This window comes from Corynebacterium pacaense, from assembly GCF_900169525.1.
Lineage (GTDB): Bacteria > Actinomycetota > Actinomycetes > Mycobacteriales > Mycobacteriaceae > Corynebacterium > Corynebacterium pacaense.
Genome location: NZ_LT821239.1, coordinates 364,261 through 379,730 on the forward strand (window position 1 = coordinate 364,261; position 15,470 = coordinate 379,730).

12 protein-coding genes and 1 pseudogene are annotated in these 15,470 nt (G+C 61.1%); 7 read left to right on the forward strand and 6 right to left on the reverse strand.

Going from position 1 to position 15,470, the window contains the following annotated elements:
• Nucleotides 1-69: 69 nt before the first annotated feature.
• Together B7E02_RS01845 and B7E02_RS01850 are read right to left on the reverse strand one after the other, a co-directional pair.
• Entirely contained in the window at nucleotides 70-1,263 is a 1,194-nt protein-coding gene (locus B7E02_RS01845) for a restriction endonuclease subunit S domain-containing protein (protein WP_218672368.1), read from the reverse strand.
• Nucleotides 1,260-2,819 carry a type I restriction-modification system subunit M gene (locus B7E02_RS01850; RefSeq protein WP_080792407.1) on the reverse strand — a complete coding sequence of 520 codons (1,560 nt, stop codon included), beginning with the start codon at nucleotides 2,817-2,819 and terminating at the stop codon, nucleotides 1,260-1,262. Before B7E02_RS01850 ends, B7E02_RS01845 begins: the two co-directional genes overlap by 4 nt.
• Nucleotides 2,820-3,005: 186 nt before the next feature.
• Here B7E02_RS01850 and B7E02_RS01855 point away from each other — a divergent pair, with 186 nt between their 5' ends.
• The gene (locus tag B7E02_RS01855; RefSeq protein WP_080792409.1) at nucleotides 3,006-4,739 is read left to right on the forward strand and encodes an ATP-binding protein; all 1,734 of its coding nucleotides are present in this window, start codon (nucleotides 3,006-3,008) and stop codon (nucleotides 4,737-4,739) included.
• Nucleotides 4,740-4,746: 7 nt separating this feature from the next.
• On the opposite strand, the gene B7E02_RS01860 is transcribed toward B7E02_RS01855, so the two are convergent.
• Nucleotides 4,747-5,019 (reverse strand): hypothetical protein, encoded by a 273-nt coding sequence (locus tag B7E02_RS01860; RefSeq protein ID WP_080792412.1) that lies wholly within the window; start codon nucleotides 5,017-5,019, stop codon nucleotides 4,747-4,749.
• A gap of 520 nt (nucleotides 5,020-5,539) precedes the next feature.
• On the opposite strand from B7E02_RS01860, the gene B7E02_RS01865 reads away from it, so the two are divergent.
• The 5 genes from B7E02_RS01865 to B7E02_RS01885 all read left to right on the forward strand — a co-directional run bounded on the left by B7E02_RS01865 (nucleotide 5,540) and on the right by B7E02_RS01885 (nucleotide 9,732).
• Nucleotides 5,540-6,442, forward strand: coding sequence for a transporter substrate-binding domain-containing protein (locus tag B7E02_RS01865; protein ID WP_080792415.1), 903 nt, complete (start codon nucleotides 5,540-5,542; stop codon nucleotides 6,440-6,442).
• Between the two features lie 81 nt (nucleotides 6,443-6,523).
• Entirely contained in the window at nucleotides 6,524-7,183 is a 660-nt protein-coding gene (locus B7E02_RS01870) for an amino acid ABC transporter permease (protein WP_080792419.1), read from the forward strand.
• Complete coding sequence (locus B7E02_RS01875; protein ID WP_080792423.1) at nucleotides 7,164-7,880, forward strand: amino acid ABC transporter permease; 717 nt, start codon at nucleotides 7,164-7,166, stop codon at nucleotides 7,878-7,880. The genes B7E02_RS01870 and B7E02_RS01875 overlap by 20 nt, the downstream gene beginning before the upstream one ends.
• Nucleotides 7,877-8,641: an amino acid ABC transporter ATP-binding protein gene (locus B7E02_RS01880; RefSeq protein ID WP_143336598.1), complete on the forward strand. Its 765-nt coding sequence runs from the start codon at nucleotides 7,877-7,879 to the stop codon at nucleotides 8,639-8,641. The genes B7E02_RS01875 and B7E02_RS01880 overlap by 4 nt, the downstream gene beginning before the upstream one ends.
• 194 nt (nucleotides 8,642-8,835) lie before the next feature.
• Nucleotides 8,836-9,732 (forward strand): TIGR01777 family oxidoreductase, encoded by an 897-nt coding sequence (locus B7E02_RS01885; RefSeq protein ID WP_080792428.1) that lies wholly within the window; start codon nucleotides 8,836-8,838, stop codon nucleotides 9,730-9,732.
• Nucleotides 9,733-9,786: 54 nt separating this feature from the next.
• Here B7E02_RS01885 and B7E02_RS01890 read toward each other — a convergent pair whose 3' ends face one another.
• Nucleotides 9,787-11,100, reverse strand: a complete 1,314-nt coding sequence (locus B7E02_RS01890; RefSeq protein WP_080792432.1) for an ISL3 family transposase — start codon at nucleotides 11,098-11,100, stop codon at nucleotides 9,787-9,789.
• 193 nt (nucleotides 11,101-11,293) lie between these two features.
• Nucleotides 11,294-12,043, reverse strand: a complete 750-nt coding sequence (locus tag B7E02_RS01895) for a glycosyltransferase family 2 protein (protein ID WP_080792436.1) — start codon at nucleotides 12,041-12,043, stop codon at nucleotides 11,294-11,296.
• Nucleotides 12,044-12,170: 127 nt separating this feature from the next.
• On the opposite strand from B7E02_RS01895, the gene B7E02_RS01900 reads away from it, so the two are divergent.
• The gene (locus B7E02_RS01900) at nucleotides 12,171-13,433 is read left to right on the forward strand and encodes an alpha-hydroxy acid oxidase (protein ID WP_080792439.1); all 1,263 of its coding nucleotides are present in this window, start codon (nucleotides 12,171-12,173) and stop codon (nucleotides 13,431-13,433) included.
• A gap of 6 nt (nucleotides 13,434-13,439) precedes the next feature.
• Here B7E02_RS01900 and B7E02_RS01905 read toward each other — a convergent pair.
• Nucleotides 13,440-15,420, reverse strand: a pseudogene (locus B7E02_RS01905) (copper-translocating P-type ATPase); the annotation flags it as partial.
• Nucleotides 15,421-15,470: the final 50 nt, after the last annotated feature.

Genomic DNA, 15,470 nt, shown 5'->3' on the forward strand with positions numbered 1-15,470 from the left:
CCCTGGCACGCCGAGTTACAGCTTTCAGGATGTATTCGAGAGAACTGGGATCGCTAGCGGGCAATTGGCTCACGCAACCGAAGCTGGAGACGAACTTAAGAATCCCGAAAGAGATCCTTGAAACGCACGTGCCTTTAGCGATGTTGAAAGCTCAAGACAAAGGGCTTGTTTCTTGGATAATTCCTGCCTCAGGACTTCTATTGATCTTAGTGAGTTGACCCACTCTAACTGCCTAGACATTTCGGGAGCTGGCAAGGGAAGTTTCTTGATGATCCCCATGTTCAGCCCAGCCATCACTGCTCCTTTGGTCTGTTGCATGAGGCTCTGGCGAACCGAAGGATGCCAGAGGAAGGAAGCTCGAAGGAACTCGGGAAGAATGCGGCAATGATCTGTTGTAATGGCACAAATATGCTTGGTATTGATCGTTGTCGGGATGTTGTCAGGGACGATCGCGCAACGTCCGGTGGTACCCATTATTGAAACTAGGACGTCTCCAGGAGTCACCTTGTATCGCCTGAGTTCGTCGTATTTCTCAGGAGTTATGAATCGTTGTTTAACCCACTGGAATCTATTGGCAACGACATTGTCTAAGCCCAGCACGGCGATCCCCTCCGAGACGAATTCATCGTGCCTAAGCTGACTTCCAAACGGACCAGTGCGAATCGAGCCCTTGCCTTGAGCAGCAACTTCCTGAGTCGTTGTTGTAGTCGGGTCGTTACCGAAAGACTTCAAGTACGAAAATTTCTCAAGCTCATCGAGCCTAGATATTTCCTGGTCGAGACTACTTGAAATTCGATGGTTGAGATCTAAGATCTCCGCGATCCGCCGCTGCTCGGCGAGTGGGGGGAGTGCGGGGATACTAAGGTTTAAGAAGTTCTGTACTGAACTTCTCCGCCTTCGTGGTACAGAGCCAAACGCAATGGAGTCGTACTTGGCGATCATTTGGGGGCTCAGCAAGAAATGCTGTGCGAAAGCGGGATCTAGCCCTGATTTAACTCTAAAAGTTGGATAAAGCGGAGAAATCACACCTTCAATGAACTCGCAGTTTCTTGCAATTGCTCCAGCCCAAAGAAGATAGGGATTAAAGGCAAACTCGTCTTGATGGATGAGTTTATATTTGCTTGTGTCTTCTGTAGCCAACCGCTTATTGAAACGGTCAGATTGTCTAACAAATCCATTCCTTTCAGTCAGTGTGAGTACTTCCGGTGAGGACCCCAGCCTTGGGTTTTCTTTGAACTCTACGAGTATGTCTTTAACCTTCATTTCAACATATCCTCCAACGCGCTCAACCCTTCAGCGATCTCGCGGTCGAGTGCTTTGATCTCGGCGAGGATGTCGAGGGGGTCGCGGGTTTCCTCGACGTCGAGAATGATCTCTTTGTAGCGGTTCATCGAGAAGTCGTAGTCGGCGGCCCTGATCTCCTCGGCAGGTACGGTGAAGGACTGCTCGGTGCGGGCTCGGGCGCGTTCGCTGGTGGTGCGCTGGTTCCAACGGGCGAGGACATCGGGAAGGTTGTTGGCCTTGTGCTGTTCCTCGGTAAGAGTGGCCGGATCGGGGTGATCGTCAGGATCTTCTGGATTTTTGTCTTGGACGGTGGGGGTGGGGCCGAGGAGGTGGGTGCCAAGAAGCGGAGTGCGCTTGTCATCGAGGGAGAAGCCGTCGGCGGTGATTTCGTAGAACCACACATCATCGGTGGCTCCGCGGTCGGTGCGGGTGAAGCAGAGGATGGCAGTGGATACGCCGGAGTACGGCTTGAAGGTGCCGGAGGGAAGTTTGATCACGGCGTCGAGGCGTTGATCATCAAGCAGGTGCTTTCGCAGCTGCTTATGGGCCTTGGTGGAACCGAAAAGCACACCCTCTGGGACGATAACCGCAGGTCGACCACCGGGTTTGAGCAGGGTGAGGAAACGGGTGAGGAACAGCAGTTCCGTCTTCTTGGAAGTGATCAGACCAGCGAGGCTGGGATCGAGATTGGTCTCATCGATGCTGCCTGCGAACGGTGGATTGGCTAGCACCAGATCGAATGCTTCGCGGTCCTCGTCGGGGATTTGCTGGAGGGAATCGCGGTAGCTGATATTCGGGTTCTCGAATCCGTGCATGAACATGTTCATGGCCGCGATGCGGACCATGGTGGAGTCAAAGTCGAATCCGGTGAGGCCGGAAGCTTCGTAGAGTGCGCGGAGGCGGGCGTCGTAAAGCTCGTCCTCGTGCCGTGTGCGGGTCCATTCCGCCGCAGCCACGAGGAACCCGGCGGTACCTGCCGCCGGATCGATGACGCGCTGGGTGGGGGAGGGGCGCATCAGTTCGACCATGAGATCGATGATGTGGCTGGGTGTTCGGAATTGTCCGTTCGTGCCCGACGTGGCGATTTTGGAGAGCATGTACTCGTAGAGATCGCCGGTGATGTCCTTGTTGGCGAAGGACAGATCGTTGACCTGACGCATCACGCTAATCAGGGTCGCGGGGCTTTCTACGCCGAAGTTGGCATTGCTCATGTGCTGACCGAAACCCGTGCCGCCGAGCGTTCGGAGGAAGGGGAAGACCTCGGAGACGATCAGCTCGCGGCGCTGCGTTCCATCGGAAACTTCCATAAGGTTGCGCCAGCGAAGGCGCTGGTGATCGGTGTCGAAGATATCGGCGGTGGAGGGTTCGACGCCGATGGAGCGCTGGAAATCATTGTTGGCCTGGCGGTCATCGAGCTGCTTCATAAACAGCAGATAGGTGAACTGCTCAATCACCGTGATCGGGTTTGATATTCCGCCCGACCAGAAGGTATCCCAGATTTTGTCCACCTGGGACTTTAATGCGCCTGTGATCATGGAGTACAGGGTAACGGTTGAGGTGGACGCCGATTCTATGGGGCGCGCGGGAGTGTTCGAAAAGGCGCAATTGGGGGGTGTAAACATGGCGAAATAGTGAAAGTTGGAAAGTGCGAAAGTGTGAAATTGGGACTCAAAGTTGGAAACAAATAGTCAAAGTTGGAATGAAGAATGTAAATTGTAACCATGACCTGGAATGCGAAGTCTCTAGCCCGGATTCTCCGTGACCTTCGGAGGTTCGGAAGCGATAACACCGCGATTGAATGCAAACGCGCAGGTAATGGGGCTAAAGACGATACTTTTGAGACTATTGCGGCATTCGCGAATATGCCAGAGGGTGGCACTCTTCTTTTGGGAATTGAGGAGAACGCGAATTTTCGAGTTTCCGGTGTCAGTGATGCTCATAATGTGGAAAGTCGTATTGCCAATACGACGCGGCAGGCTATCGTGCCGGCTCCTCTTCTCACTTTTGTGCATATTGAGATCGAGGGGAAGACCGTTCTGGTCATTGACGTCACGGCCCTGTCTCCTGAGTTTAAACCTGCGCGGTTTAAGAATAAGGCGTATCTTCGCCAGTCCGACGGAGACTACGTCATGAACGAAAATGACCTTCGAATGATCGAAATCGCGGCACTGCATGCCCACGACCATGTGCACTACGACATGGAGATTCAGGCTGGTACCAGCGCAGCAGAACTGGATTCGACTCTGCTGAAGCAGTATCTGAACAGTGCCCGCCGCAAGAACGACCGCGTCGCCAAAATTGCTGATGACGGCCAGCTTCTCCAGATCACTGGTGTGACGGACAGTAATGGGCAGCTCCGCATGTGCGGGCTTTACACCATGGGATATCTGCCGGAGGAAAAATTCCCTTCACTCGCGGCAACGGCTGCGGTGAGGGTTCCCCACAATGATCTCGGGGTGCGCACCAGGAATCTGAGGGACTTCGGAGGCCCGGTTCCTCTCCTGTTGGAGGAGACAATGGATTGGGTTCGGGACAATATATCTGAGGAACGTGCGTACAGCGCGGACGGGCATATGGAATCCCGCCCTGAATTCCCGATGTCGGCGGTACGCGAGATATTGGCCAACGCATTCGTGCACCGAGATTTGGGCCCAAACACTGTCGATGCAGGTAAGCGAGTGGAAATCCGAGTACTTCATGATCGGCTCATCATCAAGAGTCCGGGTGGATTGAAAGGATTATCCATTGCCCAGCTGGAGTCATCTGACCTGGCCAAAGTGGCTGTAAACCAGCGGGTTTATGAGATCGCAAAGCGACTTGAAACATCGGACGGTCGCCCCATTATTGAGGGTGAGGGCGGTGGCATCCAGGAGGTTTATCACGCGATGCGCATGGCTGGAAAGCCGGATCCGCTGTTCTTTGATAATGGTGTGGCGTTCACTGTGAATCTCCTTCGCGCGAACCGATACGATGGGGAAGAACAGGAGTGGCTGCGTACGATTCCCGGTCCACTGTCATGGATTAAGAAGGAAATCCTCGTGGGGCTGTTTCGAGGCGAAACCTGGGCGAGATCCAAGGCGGTGAAGGAGTTCATCCGCGTTGCACCTCAGGATGTATTTCGAGACATTGAAGAAATGATCCGGGCGGGGCTTGTTGATGAAACTGACGGAGAATTGCGGTTAGTCTCCGATCGCGAACCACCGCGGGAAACTGAGCCGACAGTGGAAGCACTCACGATGGCGGATGTCCGTGCGCTGGGTCCGAACACGGAGGCTGTTTATCGGTCGATCACGGCGGGAAATGACACTGTTCTACGTATGACAAACAACACCGAACTCTCCGAGGGGCAGGTGCGTTACGCACTCGGACAGCTTATCGACGCCAACCTTGTATCCATGATGGGAGGACGAGGGAGGCGCGGCACCCGGTACGAAGTGAATGGTGAAGGCATCTGAGCTGTCCTCACTGAAGACGAGATCGGCTTGGGATTTCTCGGATTCGCTGCGACTCCTCCATCCACAGCTCCTTCACTATGCGCTCGGCCTCGTAGCTGATCTGGAAGTCCTGTGGTCGTTCCCTCCATCCGTTCTCTGTCGAGATTGCCTGATAGTGAGGGCTGTCCAATTCCTCGTCCTCCAGTTCTTCCTGAAGAAGCTGCTTAGTCACGACCCCGAGGTATTCCTCCCGGCTCTCTTCTTCCGTTGTCAGTCGCGTTAGATCGAGAATCTGCCTCAACTCAACCCGTCCGGCTCCTGGCGCACGCTGAGATTTCGCTGTCGGGGGTCTCTGGGGTGTGCCGTCCGCAACGTGTGAGCGACGTCGTTGATCGTTATCATTACAGTCCTTTTCGTTTGGGGAACTAAGCCTGTTGGTGTGATGTGAGTTCAGCGACTACGTCGGGTACCGCCACAACAACTCTTCAACAACTTCGCGCCAGGTGGGGGCTTCTCTAACAAACTACATTGTCGTTTGCGATCCCGTCCTGTGGAAATGTCGGAACGATGTGGCTGGTGTAAGGCAAGTGAGAAGGTGCCTTCGGCAGAACGAGACCGCAGAATACGCATAGTTATAAAAAGTTGTTTGAAACAACTCTTCAACAACTCGCGGCCGAGGGCGGGGTGTCGACAGGATTTTTTACAGAAACTACCCGGAAACACCAACCGCACGGTACGGTATTTCTAGACATCTTGGTCTAGCAACTGCTCGGTCCATCTCAGGGCACAGAGCATCACCATGAACCCAGGGAGAATCACCCATGAGCCTTTTCGGAACCCACCGCGCATCCTGGAAGAAGCGCAGCACCATGATCGCGGGCGTTCTCGCCGCCGTATCGCTGGCGGTTGCGGGCTGCTCCTCCAGCGATACCGCGAGCTCCGGCACCTCCTCGGAGACCACGGCGGCCTCCGAGGTCGGCCGCACCGTCGATGAGATCAAGGAATCCGGCACCGTCCGCATCGGTGTCTTCGCGGACAAGGCACCCTTCGGGTCCATCGACAGCAGCGGCGACTACACCGGATACGACATCGTCTACGGCGACCGCATCGGCGAGGACCTCGGCGTCGAGGTCGAGTACGTTCCCGTCGAGGCCGCCTCGCGCGTGGAATTCCTCGAATCCGGCAAGGTGGACATCATCCTTGCCAACTTCACCGTCACCCCGGAGAGGAAGGAGAAGGTCGACTTCGTCAACCCGTACATGAAGGTTTCCCTCGGCGTGGCATCACCGAGTGACAGGGAGATCACCGACCCGGAGCAGTTGAAGGACGCCAGCATCGTCGTGGTCAAGGGCACCACCGCCGACACCTTCATCGAGGCGAACTACCCCGATGCGAAGGTGCAGAAGTTCGAGCAGTACACCGAGGTCACCAACTCGCTTCTCGACGGCCGCGCCGACGCCTGGGTCACCGACAACACCGAGGCACTCGCCTGGACCGGCGCCCAGGAGGGCTTCTCCACCGGGATCACCTCCCTCGGCGACCAGGACACCATCGCCGCCGCCGTGGCCAAGGGCAACTCCACCCTCCTGGAATGGCTCAACAACCAGCTGACCGACCTGGCCGGTGAGCAGTTCTTCCATAAGGACTTCGAGCAGACGCTCGAGCCCGTCTATGGCACCGACATCTCCGCCGATGAACTCGTGGTTGAGGGCGGCAAGCTGTAGACCTGCGGATACGGCGCCCGCCTATGGATGCTTCCATAAGCGGGCGCGTTTCCCTTTCCACCCCAGGACAAAAGGAGTCTCATGGACTATGCGGTGATTGTGGAATCGCTGCCGGTCTACGGCGAAGCGGCCCTGCTGACGCTGCGCATCGGGGCGGTGGGCATCGTGCTCGCGCTTACGGTCGGTCTGACCTGCGCGATCATTCAGGTCTTCCATATCCCGGTGCTGCGTCAGGTGGTCGCCGCCTACATCGAGTTGTCGCGCAACACCCCGCTGCTGGTGCAGCTGTTCTTCCTCTACTTCGGCCTGCCGAAACTGGGGGTGGTGCTCAGCGCGGAAGCCTGTGCCTATATCGGACTCGCCTTTCTCGGCGGTTCCTACATGTCGGAGGCGTTCCGCTCCGGGTTCGAGCAGATCGCACCGATCCAGTCCCAGAGTGCGCAGGCGCTCGGCTTCAACCGCGGTCAGATCATGCGCCATGTGCTGTTCCCGCAGGCCTTCTCCTACGCCATCCCCGCGCTGACCGCGAACGTGATCTTCCTGATCAAGGAAACATCCGTGTTCTCAATTCTCGCGCTTCCGGATCTCGTCTATGTGGCCAAGGAACAGATCGGAAATGACTACACCACCTCGGAGGCTCTCGTGGTGCTCGTCCTCTTCTACCTGGTGATTCTCCTGCCCATCTCGCTGCTCGCGGCGCTGGCCGAAAAGAAGGTGCGCAATGTCTATCTTGGACAGTAGTCAGTTCCTTCTCGCCGCCGCGGAACCCGGGTACGCCGTCCTCTTTCAGGGCTCGAACTTCATCCGCCTGCTCGCGGGACTGTGGGTGAGCGTGCGGATCGCGCTCATCGCGATGGCGTTCTCCGTGGTTCTCGGCCTGGCCCTGGGCGTGATCATGACGAGCCGGAGCATCGTGGTCAGGGTGATCACCAGGATCTACCTCGACTTCATCCGTGTGATGCCTCCCCTGGTGCTGCTGTTCGTGGTGTTCTTCGATTCCGCCACGCTGCTCGGGGTCAATCTCTCCGGTGAGATGGCTGCGGTGATCGTGTTCACGCTGTGGGGTACCGCGGAGATGGGTGATCTCACCCGCGGAGCCCTCCAGGCCGTCCCGCAGCACCAGTACCAGTCGGCCATGGCGATCGGCATGAACAAACTCCAAATAGCCCGCTATGTGGTGGTGCCGCAGGCCGTGCGCTCACTGGTACCCAATGTGGTCAACCTGAGCACCCGCATGATCAAAACCACCTCCCTGGTGGTGCTCATCGGGGTCATTGAGGTGCTCAAGGTGGGGCAGAGCATTATCGACGCCAACCGCTTCGACTACCCCGACGCCGCCCTCTGGGTCTACGGTGCCGTGTTCGCGCTGTACTTCATCGTGTGCTTCCCCATCTCCTGGTTCTCCAGGCAACTCGAAAGGAAATGGAAACTGGCATGAGTGAGCCGATTCTGACGCTTGAGAGCGTGGAGAAGATCTACCCGACCGGGGTGAAGGCACTCAAGGATGTCTCGCTGAGCGTGCAACGCTCCGAGGTCATCGCCGTGATCGGACCCTCCGGCTGTGGCAAATCCACCCTGCTGCGCACCGTCAACGGGCTCGAGGATATCCAGGGCGGGTCGATTACCTTCCACGGCGACAAGCTCAACGTCCGCGGCACGAAGTGGGAGCAGGTGCGCCAGCGCATCGGCATGGTGTTCCAGTCCTACGAGCTGTTCCCGCACCTGAGTGTGATGGGTAACCTGCTGCTGGGGCCGACCGTCGTTACGCATAGGGACAAGGCAACTGCGCGGGCGCAGGCGGAGAAACTCCTCACCCGTGTCGGCCTGCTCGACCGCGCAGATTCCAAACCCCACCAGCTCTCCGGCGGGCAGAAGCAGCGCATCGCCATCGTGCGCGCGCTGATGATGAACCCCGAGGTCCTGCTTCTCGACGAAATCACCGCCTCCCTCGACCCCGAGATGGTCCGCGAGGTCCTCGACGTGGTGCTGGAGCTGGCGCGCGAGGGCATGACCATGCTCATTGTCACCCACGAGATGGGCTTCGCCCGCGCCATCGCCGACCGCGTGGTATTCATGGATGCCGGGAGGATCGTGGAGATCGACACACCCGAGCGCTTCTTCACCGCCCCCTCCTCGCAGCGCGCCGCGACGTTTCTGGATACCTTCGTCTTCCAGGACCCCGGGACGGGTGCCCCGTAACAAACTGCGTGCCCTGCTCCCGCGTCCTGGGAAAAGGCGGAGCCGAAACGGGTGTTGTACGGACTTTGTGACAAGGCGGTGCCACGACCACCCGAATGAGTCGAGACCCGGAAGGTGCTGTGGCGGGGCGTCGAAAGGCGGGGATCGTCGGGGTGCCCCTATGCTGGGGCCACACTCTGAAAGGAATCCTCACCATGGCTGATAGAACGATCGTCATTTCCGGGGCGTCCGGCCTCATCGGTACCGCGCTGGTCAAATCCTTCGCCGCGGACGGTGTGGCGGTGAAAACACTGGTAAGGCACACTCCTGAAACCCGGGGCGAGGTGTATTGGAATCCGGCGGAGGGACAGCTGGACGCCGAGGAACTGGTCGGTGCGCAGGCGGTGATCAACCTCAACGGTGCCTCCATTTCCCGGCTTCCGTGGATACCGTCGTACCGGAAAACCCTGCTATCGTCGCGACTTCAACCCACGAACACACTGGTCAACGCCCTGAAGAAGCTGGGAGCCGACGCACCCCGGCTCGTTTCCGCCTCCGCGGTCGGCTTCTACGGGAGCCTCCCGGGGGAGACCATCTCGGAGTCCACCGTCGCCGGTGACACCTTCCTCGCCGACGTGTGCATCGCGTGGGAACGCGCGGCACAGGGCGCGCCGGGCCCGGTGTCCCTGCTGCGCACCGCTCCGCTGCTCCACAGGCGGGCGCTGCTCAAACCGTTGATACCGCTGACGAGGTTCGGACTCGCCGGGCCGCTCGGCTCCGGTCAGCAGTACTGGCCGTGGATCTCGCTCACCGATGAGGTCCGCGCCATCCGGCATATCATCGATGAGGGAATCGACGGCCCCGTCAACCTCGTCGGCCCGGAGGCGGTGACCGCCAATGAGACGGGACGCTACCTCGCGCACAGGCTCCACCGGCCGTTTCTGCTCCCGGTGCCGGCCTGGGCCCTGCGGGCGGTGCTGAGCAGGCAGGCCGCGGACTCCCTGCTGCTTGCCGACGCCCACGTCCTACCCACCGCCCTCACCGACTCCGGCTTCACTTTCATCCACCGCACCGCGGCGGAAGCGATCGATGCTGCGTTGTCGGGACGCTGACTCCGCCTCGATGTAACAAACGACGTGCTCTGCGGATAACTGGCTCTTCACGATTTAGAGTGCGTTGATCTTTCCCTGCAGCTGTCCGGAGTGGATCAGGCACCGCAATATGTAGTGGTTGATGTTCCTGAACCCGAGTGCGATCCCGCGCAGGTGCTCCAGCCGACCATTGATCGCTTCGACCGGGCCGTTGGACGCGCCGATGTCGAAATAGGCGAGCACGTCTTCGCGTCGGCGCCACAGGGTCCGCCCCAGTTGGGCGAGTTCCTCCAGCCCTGCGGGTAGCCCCTTGCGGATGCTGTTGATCACCCTGCTCATCAGCTTCTTGCCCTCCGACTTCTTCGGATGCCCGTAGGCTGCGATCAGATCCTGGTAGAACAACCACGTCACTTCCAGGGCGACGTAGTCATCGTCGGTGGCCCACAACATGTCGAGTCGTTGTTTCTGCCGGTCGGTGAGATAGTTCGTCCTGGTCAACAGGGTCCTCCGGTACTTGTACAACGGATCATCCTTGCGCCCACGCCGCCCGGTCGTCTCACGTTGGAGGCGTTGCCGGCACCCGGTGAGCTTGTCGGCAGCCAGATGCACCACATGGAACGGGTCCATCACCTTGCGGGCATCCGGGAGCACCTGGTCCACGGCTGAGGCATAGCCGGTGAACCCGTCCATCGTCACCACCTGCACGTTTTCCCGGAAATCAGGGTCGCGTTCCTGCAGCCACGTGCGCAGCACCTGCGCGCTACGACCGGGACGGATGTCCAGCAGGCGGGCATGCCCACGGCCATCCACCAGCGGGGTGAGGTCGACGAGGATGGTCACCAGATTGGACGGCTCAGTCGGTCGTCGGGTGTGCTTCCAGACGTGCTCATCGACGCCGAGGATGCGCACGCCGTCCAGATGTCCGGGGTCGTCGTAGACGAGGCTCCGGCAGGCATCGAGTGCGACCTGGTTGACCAGTTCCCAGCCCACGCCGAGTGCTTTGGCGGTGGCGGACACGCTCATCCGGTCGATCGCCAGGCGCTGGAGAATCCAGCGGGTGACCCGGTGGGTGATCTTGGCCCCGTCATCAGCGCAGTTGAGTGAAGCCTGGAAAATCTTCCTGGCACAGGACAGATTGCTGCAGGTGAAACGGGGGACGCGGACGTGCAGGCGGGTGGGGGACCCGACGACCGGCAGGGCGACGAGCCGGCGGAGAGTGTGGTCGCGCAGCTTCCCGGACTGTCCGCAGTCCGGGCAGAGGTTGTTCACGGTCACGGGGGTGGCGTCGATGATGGTGATGTTTCCGGCGTCGGCGGCACCGGTGATCGTCAGGCCGATTTCCGCGGTGCGGCAGATGGTGTCGGCGACGAGGTTGCCACTAGGCTGCACAGTAGGGTCCTGGTTCGGTCAGATGATGGTGTGGTAACTCTCATCTTGTACCGGCCAGGGCCCCTCTATGTTGTGCCACCCCGAACCCCACCTCGTGGTCAGCTACGCACTCCGAAACGCGAAGAGCCGGATAACTCCTGGGCAAATGCGGGGACATAATGCCCATTGCACGGAGTTTGTTACGCGGGTGGACCTAACGCCAGGTGGTGCCTCGAGAGGCGAGCCTGCGGTGGGGCGGCTGCGCGCGCCATGAGGCAAACACCGTGTGCAAACCGCGGGCGAAGCGGGTCCACAGCTGGGCCGCGCCGCGGAGCGCCCGGGAGTCCATCGAGACCACGAGATCCTCCTGGAACCACACCGTCTCATCGGCGCGGACCGCGAAGGAGAGCTGCATGTCATCGTGGACGAAGGTGTCCGCAATGTCCACCTCCGAGCGCACGGATTCCCACCAGTCGCGCCGGATGCAGCAGTTGGAGCCGAACAAGGGATAGTGTCCGAGCGCCAGGCCGGTGCAGAAACGGTAGGCACCGAGATAGAGTCCGCCGGCCAGCTCACCGCGGGCGGAGGTGAAGACACCGGCACCGGTGATGGCCACCACCCTGCGGGGTCCGGACCGCTCCGCCGCATCCCAGGTGCGGTGGAGGTGCTCGATGAAGGGGGGAGGGAGGGTGACGTCGGCGTCGATACGCAGGAGCACGTCGCCGGAGGCGGCGGTGAGACCCGCGGCATTCGCCCAGGTGATGCCACGCCGGGGTTCGGTGATCACGGTGGCGCCCATGGCGCGGGCGACCGCCGCGGAGTCGTCGGTGCTGCCGTTATCCACCACGATGACCTCGTCGGGGGCGGTGGTCTGCTCGCTTATGGAAGTCAGGCATGTCCGCAGCAGATCCGCGTCGTTGAGGCAGGGTATAACCACGGAGAGGGTCCGGTTGCGGTGTGACATGACATCCTTCTGTCTGGCGGGCGTTGGTGCCAAGTTATCAGTCGGGGTTCGGATGTGCGCCCCCGGAGTACGTTGAATATTGTCCGGTAGTCACCGGGAAAGTCCACCTTCGGGAAGAGAGAATCCAATGTCACGTCCCACCCCCACCGCACTCAAACGCCGGTTGCCCTCGTATTCGGAGCTTCGCCCGCTGATGAACTTCGCCACGCCGACGCTGAATTTCAAGCAGCGTCGCCTGGCGAAGGCCGCCAGTGTCTGGGACCTGCGGGACATCGCCAGGCGACTCACCCCGAAGGCTCCCTTCGACTATGTCGATGGCGCAGCCGAGGCGGAGATCTCGCTGCACCGCGCCCGCACAGCCTACCGCGATGTGCAGTTTCACCCCGGCGTGCTCCGCGATGTCTCCGATGCCGATCTGAGCACCACTGTGTTCGGGGAGCGCTGGTCCATGCCCGTCGGTCTGGCACCCACGGGCTTCACCCGGATGATGCACTCGGAGGGCGAGTACGCGGGCTCGGCCGCCGCCGCTGACGCCGGCGTCGCGTTCTGCTTGTCGACGATGGGGACCGCATCGATCGAGGATGTGGCCGGGCACGCCCCGGACGGGACTAACTGGTTCCAGCTCTACCTGTGGCGCGACCGTGAGCGTTCCAGGGAACTCATCCAGAGGGCCTGGGACAACGGCTTCAAGACTCTGCTGGTCACCGTCGACACCGCCATCGCCGGCGCCCGGCTCCGCGATGTCCACAACGGCATGACCATTCCCCCGCAGCTGACGCTGAAGACGGTGGTAGATGCCGCCTACCGGCCCGAATGGTGGTTCAACTTCCTCACCCACGAACCGTTGAGCTTTGCCTCGATCTCCCGGCACAGCGGCACCGTTGCGAGCCTGGTGGACACGATGTTCGATCCCTCGCTGACCTTTGATGACCTGGACTGGATCCGTGAGGCCTGGCCCGGCAACCTCATGTGCAAGGGCCTGCAGACCGTCGAGGATGCCCGCCGCTGCATCGACCACGGTGCCGACGGCGTGATCGTGTCCAACCACGGCGGACGCCAGCTCGACCGCGCCCCCGTCCCCCTGCATCTGCTGCCGAAGGTCCGCGAGGCGCTCGGTGATCAGGTGACCATCGGCCTGGACACCGGCATCATGAGCGGTGCCGATGTGCTCGCCGCGGTGGCGCAGGGTGCGGACTTCACCCTGGTGGGACGGGCCTATATGTACGGACTCATGGCCGGTGGCACCGCCGGCGTGGCCCGGATGCTGGAGATCATGCGGGCGGAGATGACTAGGACCATCCGGCTGCTCGGGGTGAACCGGCTGGATGAGCTCGGTCCGGAGCATGTTTCGCTGAGCACCGACGTTCCCGCCACAGGCACATGGGTGTAGCGGTATCTAGAGCCGCAGGCGGCGCAGCAGCTGGGCGTTGAGTGCGACCACCACCGTGGATGCGGACATGAGGATCGCCCCCACACTCATCGGCAGGACGAACCCCACCGGTGCGAGCACGCCGGCTGCCAGGGGTACCGCGACGAGGTTGTATCCCGCCGCCCACCACAGGTTCTGCTTCATCTTCCGGTAGGCAGCCTCCGACAGCGTGATCACCGAGAGCACCGAACGCGGATCGGAGGAGGCGAGGATCACGCCGGCCGAGGCGATCGCCACGTCGGTCCCGGCGCCGATGGCGATTCCGACATCGGCGCGGGCCAGGGCCGGGGCGTCATTGACGCCGTCGCCGACCATGGCCACGGTACGGCCCTCGGCCTGCAGCTCGGCGATGGCCTTCTCCTTATCCTCCGGGCGAACCCCGGCGAAGACACGGTCGATGCCGAGCTCGGAGGCGACACGGTTCGCCACGGCGGGTGCGTCACCGGTGATCATCACCACCTCGGTGCCCCGTGCGTGCAGGGCGTCGACGGTGGGGCGGGACTGCGGGCGCACGGCGTCGTCGAGAAGCAGGGTGCCGGCGACGGTGCCGTCGACGAGCACATGCAACACCGTGGCATCGTCGTCGGTGGTGGCGGTGATCCCGTGGAGTTCGAGCAGATGCGGACCGCCGACCTCAACGACCTGCCCCGCGACGGTGGCGCGGACACCGACGGCGGGGGAGGACTGGAAGTCATCGGCGGCGGGGACGGTGAGTCCGCGATCCCGTGCCGCACGGACAATGGCCCTGGCCAGGGGATGCTCGCTACCGGCCTCCACGGCGGCCGCTAAGGAGAGAACCCGCTTCGAATCCTCACCCCTGATCTCGGTCACGGTCGGCTCGCCCAGGGTCAGCGTCCCGGTCTTGTCGAAGAACACGGTGTTGACGGTGCGCATTGATTCCAGCGCCAGTCGGTCCTTGATCAGGATTCCGTTGCGGGCTGCGAGCTCGGTGGCGATAGAGACGACCAGCGGTATCGCCAGACCGAGGGCGTGGGGGCAGGCGATGACGAGAACGGTGATCGCACGTACGACCGCGGCATCCGGGCGTCCCAGGGAGAACCACACGATCGCGGTGACCACCGCCGAGCCGAGTGCGAACCAGAAGAACAGGGCGGCCGCACGGTCGGCGAGACGCTGGGCCCGCGAGGAGGAGTGCTGGGCCTGCTCGACCAGCGACCGGATACCGGCCAGGGCGGTGTTGTCTCCCGTGGCCGTGACCTGCACCCGGAGTCCGGAATCGGTGGACACGGTACCCGCGACGACGGTGTCGCCGAGACCACGGTGCACCGGGCGGGACTCGCCGGTGATCATCGACTCATCCACCGAGGCGGCACCGTCGATGATGCGGCCATCGGCGGGCACCGTGGAACCGGGGCGCACGATGACCACATCACCGACCTTCAGCTCATCGGGGGCGAGGCTGATCACCTTCTCCCCATCGAGTTTCTCGGCGCGGTCGGGTAGGAGTGAGGCCAGCGAATCGAGCGCGGAGGTGGTCCTGGCCAGGGAACGCATCTCGATCCAGTGGCCCAGCAGCATGATGAGGACCAGTAGCGCCAATTCCCACCAGAAGTCCAGCTCATGGCTGAAGAATCCCAGCGTCGACGCCCAGGAGGAGACGAAGGCCACGGTGATGGCCAGTCCGATGAGCAGCATCATTCCCGGTTTGTGTCCGCGGATCTCGCTGACCGCCCCGCTGAGGAAGGGGCGTCCGCCCCAGATGAAGATGACCGTACCAAGCAGGGGGGACACGCTGTGCAGCAGCACCGAATCGGGCAGTGAATATCCGATCAGCGCGGCGAACATCGGGGACAGGGCGACCGCGGGCACCGCCAGGATGAGAGTGATCCAGAACAGGCGGCGAAACATTGCCACATGGTCCATGTGGTGATGGTGTTCAGCGTGGCTCATGTCCATTGAATCCATATTCTCCATGGTTACCATGATGCCCCTGAAGCCCATGCGGCGCTGGCCGAAGATTCCGCGCGGCTGTCGGGT